A 6,000-nucleotide genomic window follows, 5' to 3' on the forward strand; every position below is an offset into this window, starting at 1 on the left:
TTTCTTCACAATAAACAGCGATGTTGTGAACCGCCCTTTTTTTGTTGTGAAGCAAACAAAAAGCACCTTGAAGGTGCTTTTTGTCCTTATTCTACCTGTAACATAATACTTAGAACCACTTCCTGATTCTCCTGCTCTAAAGATATATCTCCCATATACATCCTTGTAACCCTCCGGATATTATGCAGTCCAATTCCATGCTCCTTCCCGGATTTCGTTGTTTCCGGCAGATCACTGTCCTTATAATTTAACTCTCCCTCATATCTGTTCTTTATGGTTATCATAAAAATACTGTTTTTCCGAAAAGAAGAGATACTGATATAAGGATTTTCTCCACTTACATTTTCCATGCAATTATCCAGTGCATTGTTTAAGATCACGCTTAAATCAAATGCATTTAATTTCGTATCCCCCGGATAATGAAAATCTGATATAAAACGAATCTGCTTTTCCTTTGCTTCTCTTAACTTTTCCATCAGAATCACATCAATGACAGGACTCCCCGTTTTTATCTCAGGAGATATTTCATTCCACTCTTTTTTCAAATGCTCCATATATTCTGCTGCATCGTCCATATGATTCTCTGCCACAAGATGTTCCAGCATCTGTATATGATTCCCCATATCATGACGCAGGCTGCGGATATCCTGATACAGCTTTTCCACTTCCCCGATATGCTTTTTCATGTCACTGACCTGATTTAATACCAGCTCCTGCCCTGTCTGTTCTTCCTGCGCCACCTTCCAGTTTTGAAACATCGTTGTCATAACAAGAATTGCTATGATAGAGATAAAATAATGCACAAAGCTTAAAGCTCCATAAAATCCATAGGTATCTGTCAGGCTCTTTCCTGTATCTTTTTCATAAATATTCAGATAATATTGCAGAATGCCATATCCTGTAACTCCCACAAGAGAAGGTATGATGAGCATTACCAGATCTTTAACGTTCATTTCATCATTTTTGTATACATATGCTTTATTGATCAGACCGATTGCAACTGCAAGGAAAACGATACAAAGCACAATATCCAGAATTCTCGTTCCAGCATAAAGTCCATATTGCAGCCATTGTCTTCCTGCAATCGTATTCCCAAAAACCAGAGCTTTTGTGATAAAATCATCCAGTCTGTCTGCCATTGCAACCGCAAGCCAACGGATAGAAAAAAATGTCACTGCAAGAAATATTTTCTGATAGATGTTTCTTCTGTCCTGTACATACATCACAAGAAATGCAGCCACAACTCCCAGCATATATGCAGAAAAATTGCCAATCTGCTGCGGTATCAGATACAGCACAGACATAATTCCAATATAAACAATACTGACCAGAGCAGCTTCCCTTTTCTTTTTCATATATGGATATACAAAAACACCAAAACAGATTCCTGTAATAATTAAAATTGCAATAACAGAAAACTTCGATGTGATCATCCAGCATCTTTCCACTAAACTCATCTGACTTCATTTCCTTTCCTCTGGTTATACTTCAGATATTGCTTCACAAACTCTGGATAATTCTTTTTTGCAATCAATGCAATTCCATTTTTCATAGTTACACAAGTTGCATCATATTTTTCTACATATTTAAAATGCACAAGATAGGCTCTGTGTGTCCGGAAAAAATCTGTTCCTGCCATATCACTTAATTCCTGTAATTTACCATAATATTCAATATCCATACTTCGTGTATGGATAATAACTTTCCGGTTATACACCTCGGCATACACAATATCACGCAGGAAAATTTTTATATGGCTTCCGGCGGTCTGTACCATGATATACTTTTCGTCTTTTTCAAGTCTGGAACTCCTTTTTATGTTATGGACTGCCTTTGTCACAACCTCTTTCAATTTCTCATCGGAAAATGGCTTAACCAGATAATGAAATGCTCCGACATCAAATGCCTGAAAAACATATTCCTCTGTTGCTGTCACAAAAATGAGTATCATATCCTCATTGTCCTGACGAAGCATCTTTGCCGTTTCCATCCCATCCATTCCCGGCATCTGAATATCCAGAAAAAGAATATCCGGCTTACTGCCACTTGCGATCAGTTCATCACCCGATAAATATTTATCTATAACCGCATCTGGCAATAGCTTTTTTATCTTTTCTTCCAGTATCTGAACCATAGATACTTCATCATCACAGATAGCTATTTGCATATTGTCACTTCCTTGCTTACATATATTTATAGCTATTATATCGGATAAGTTCATGCAATATCTATCTGGAATGTTGTGAAATGACCTTTTTTTGTTGTGAAGTATTCTGTTGTGAAATAAAATACTACTAAAAAATACAAATACAAACCCAGACATATTTTATTTAATAACTTCCTTGTTGTTCAAAGCACAATAATAAATACTTGTGATATTTATCTACACACATTTAAATATCTTGTTATAGAAACAAACTGTATTTCTGTTTTATTTTCAAATTTGAAAACTTCTTGTTCATTCCAAGCCTTCTTCGTTCTTTTCTGATATTCCCGGCAATAATTTCATATATATGCTCTCTGTTCCCCATAATCCCATCATCCTTTCTGACTTTACCGCATTATATCAGAAATTATTATGGAGTCTGGCAATCTGTAACCATTTGCCATTTTCATGTAATTAAACGGTTTAAAAATTAATTTTGCATCTTTAGATACAGTAATAGTTTACATATTTAGGAATATGCTAAACTTCAAGTCGTTTTATAATTTTCCTTACTTCTGCTAATAGAATTGCATTATAACGATTTCAAATGTTCAAGTGACATCTTTATTCCATTAATTTCAATGAACCCATTCTTGAACATTGACAAAACCTCCCTATTTTTTTCATCAAACCATATTGCTTCATTTCGATTTAGCATATATTCTATATTTCTCATCACCTTATCCGAAGTCAATAGTTCTATGCCTTGGTTTCTATAATTTTTTTTAATTTCATCAATATTCTCTCCCATTTCACATAGAATCTTAAGTTTATCAATATCTTGGCAAATCATATACTCATTCCAGATAGTATACCGTTGCTCAGATGTCATAACATACAAAAGAGTATTTTCATAGTAACTATCGAATCTTTTTTCTACATTCATAGACTTAATTTTTTCTTTAGGATCTGCATCTTCATTTTTATTCCAATATGTAAACCAATCAAGTACAAAATCACTAAGTAGCGGATCTGAATCATATTTCAAATGATCACGAAACGGTAGCAAATATTTCATATCCATCGGGTGAAACCGTTTGACAAAATCAACAATTGTTTTTCCAATAGCGATGCCCAACCATCTCTGATGTGGTTCCGCTTTCGCAGCTTCTACTAAAGGCTTTCCAAGAAAAAGATGATTTTCTTCATCCATTATAGATGCTCCAACAGAAATTGTACCTCTCAAAGGAATTTTCCTCTTTAATGCTTCACAAAAAACAATACTACATTTCTCCAAAAATCCACCAATCAGAGGTTGTAAAAAAGGATCTATTTCTATCCAAAGCAAAAAAGTATCACTAAAAAATGCATGACTTAAGTCGTAGTTGATAATATGATATGGAGTATCGAAATCAGCCAAGTCAGACATTACATCATTCAAATTGCCAAACCTCTCTTTCTTACCAAACAAAGGATTACAGACAGTAATTGAAGTATAACTATCATTACACAATTTAATCATATCTGAATAATAAGTATAAACCTTTTGAAATTCTCCATCATTTAATAATTGTGATGTTCCCAATATATCAAAAAAGGCTATTAGTATTTGTTTTTCGTTAATTCTCTTCATAATTTCACTCTCTCCATGTGAATTTTTCCAAAAATATAACACCACTTTGCAACTTATCATCATCAATGCTGAAACGCTTGCTTATAGTCCCCATATTGACATTTGAGTCGGAACATTCCATTCATTTTTGTACCAACACTTTTTACGAAGTTACAAGGCATATAGATAATAGGTAATCCGATTAACATTGTCTATTGTGCAATGAAACTTCTACCATATCAGGATGAAAGCTTTTCTGATTACCAAGAAAAAAACACATAGGACTTCAGGTTTGCATTAACAAGGGCATATACCAGCAGACATTTTTTTTAGAAAGAATATTATTTATTGTAAAATAGTGATATTATAACTATTATTATATTCTTCTTTTTCCATATTCTTTGAAAATCCTATTTTTGTATCATTTTAAGATTCCTAATTGTCAGTATACCCTTTTTGCCGTCTATATATATATTATTGAAAAACACAATAAAACATACTTGTGATATTTTTCTCCATGCACTTAGATCTCTTGTTGTAGAAGGAAGCCATATTTTGAAATGTTCTACCGCCCCGCTAACCTGTAATGTTCTATCAATTATCTTGTTTCGGATATCATCTTTTATTTCTAATTGGAAAGCTACTATATCTCCACTACTTACCACATCAAATTCTAAAAAATATCCTGCTTCAAAAAAAGCAGACCAGTTATCGCAAGGAGTATATTCAAATAACGCCATTACAAATTCCTGATTTCCCATTTTAGTTACATTGGTTATATCAATATCCACATCAAAGCTATTTCCATATGTTCTGATTTTCATAATATTGGAATCAGCATATGAAGTGACCTTTTTTATATCATAGAACTTGGTATAATCATGAATTAAATCAACTTCTTTTCCCTGTAATATAGAATCGTCAAATCTTGTATTCTCACTCACTTGGTTTACTTCATTCGCAAGCTCCGTTATAAGATAACGTGTAAGATGCATACTCACATAATAATTAAATTCTTCATCAGAACCATATACCACATAGATTCCTCTATCCCTGTATTTTTCTTTAAAAGCCTGGATCTTTGCCTCTGCTTCCATATCAATTTCACTTTTCCGTACTGGCTTATCAGAAAAATATACAAATACCTGTTTTCTCTTCTGTATCATTAATTCAATTTCTTCTATTGTTCCTGACTCATAATGTTGTGTTGGACTTCCTATTTTATTACCAAATATAGCAATAATTGCATCCGATTTATCTAAAATCTGTTTATTAATAATGCTTTGTGGATAATCCCCTGCTTCTGGCATAACATTCTTTGACCAATACAATGTCTTAACAAAAATATCCATAGAAAAACCAATGGAATCATTTATATTATCCACAACTCTGTTGATAATCTCTATCTCTGTTTTCACATCGGAAGGACAGGAAATCATTAATCTACATACCGGCATCTTCTTAAACATAACTTTTCCCTCTTTGCGTTTTATTTAGTACAGCAGACTACTATAATTATTACCATAATACAACACTGCCTACTTTTTTAAATTCTGAGATTTCATTCAACAACAACCAATTTTTTATTATATTATACCAGTTTTTTCTACTTTTTTAAATATATTTATTACAAACTCACAACGTTATGAAAAGAATAGTACGATAATTACAACAAATATGCCATTTTCAAAGTGGGGTGAATTCTTCGGTTCTGCAACACTAGCTAATGCAGTATTAGACCGATTACTGCATCATTCCACTGTTATATCAATAAAAGGTCCGTCATACAGGCTCAAAGATAAGAAACTACTTTTTGAGTCGAATTCAAAGGAAGGTTAACGGATAAAATGTATATTTTTATTTTCCCCAATGTACATTCTTATAGTATCATTTACAGACCGAGCCGTTGACCGAAGTCATACCCGGCAGACAGATATTCATTTCCTTGGTAGGATCATAGGCTTTCACGGTGCTGTAGATATGGGCGAACATGGCGGTGGACGCTTCGCGGGTGGAGTAATCATCGCCTTTTTCCAAGTCGATATCCACACCGCTGCACCAAGGGTACTTTTCCATGATGCGGACGAGTTCGGAGCAGTATTTATCCTGTGCGCCGTCCGTATTGTCGCGCAGTGCTTTGAAGATGGAGTTTGCACCGTCATTGGCAACGGTAAGCAGCCAACGGATGTGGGGCCATTTGTTGATGTAGGTCAGCATATTGCTGATAGCAACACCGCTCTCG

Annotated in this window: 5 protein-coding genes and 2 pseudogenes; 1 reads left to right on the top strand and 6 read right to left on the bottom strand. The window is 34.1% G+C overall.

Annotated features, from left to right (window positions below):
• Positions 1-86: 86 nt before the first annotated feature.
• The 5 genes from OCV48_RS11430 to OCV48_RS11450 form a co-directional block, all read right to left on the bottom strand.
• Positions 87-1,457 (bottom strand): GHKL domain-containing protein, encoded by a 1,371-nt coding sequence (locus tag OCV48_RS11430; protein ID WP_147591983.1) that lies wholly within the window; start codon positions 1,455-1,457, stop codon positions 87-89.
• Positions 1,454-2,167, bottom strand: coding sequence for a LytR/AlgR family response regulator transcription factor (locus OCV48_RS11435; protein WP_147591984.1), 714 nt, complete (start codon positions 2,165-2,167; stop codon positions 1,454-1,456). Before OCV48_RS11435 ends, OCV48_RS11430 begins: the two co-directional genes overlap by 4 nt.
• Before the next feature lie 238 nt (positions 2,168-2,405).
• Positions 2,406-2,531: a hypothetical protein gene (locus tag OCV48_RS11440; RefSeq protein WP_262559714.1), complete on the bottom strand. Its 126-nt coding sequence runs from the start codon at positions 2,529-2,531 to the stop codon at positions 2,406-2,408.
• A 207-nt stretch (positions 2,532-2,738) separates the two neighbouring features.
• A complete protein-coding gene (locus tag OCV48_RS11445; protein ID WP_147591985.1) occupies positions 2,739-3,779 on the bottom strand; it encodes a hypothetical protein in 1,041 nt (346 codons plus the stop codon).
• Positions 3,780-4,168: 389 nt separating this feature from the next.
• Positions 4,169-5,227, bottom strand: coding sequence for a hypothetical protein (locus OCV48_RS11450; RefSeq protein WP_147591986.1), 1,059 nt, complete (start codon positions 5,225-5,227; stop codon positions 4,169-4,171).
• A 166-nt stretch (positions 5,228-5,393) separates the two neighbouring features.
• Between OCV48_RS11450 and OCV48_RS11455 the strand changes: the two are divergent.
• Positions 5,394-5,597: pseudogene (locus OCV48_RS11455) on the top strand (ATP-binding protein); the annotation flags it as partial.
• A 57-nt stretch (positions 5,598-5,654) separates the two neighbouring features.
• Here the strand turns inward: OCV48_RS11455 and OCV48_RS11460 are convergent.
• Positions 5,655-6,000, bottom strand: a pseudogene (locus tag OCV48_RS11460) (glycosyl hydrolase family 18 protein); the annotation flags it as partial.

This window comes from Bovifimicola ammoniilytica (assembly GCF_025567085.1).
GTDB lineage: Bacteria > Bacillota > Clostridia > Lachnospirales > Lachnospiraceae > Bovifimicola > Bovifimicola ammoniilytica.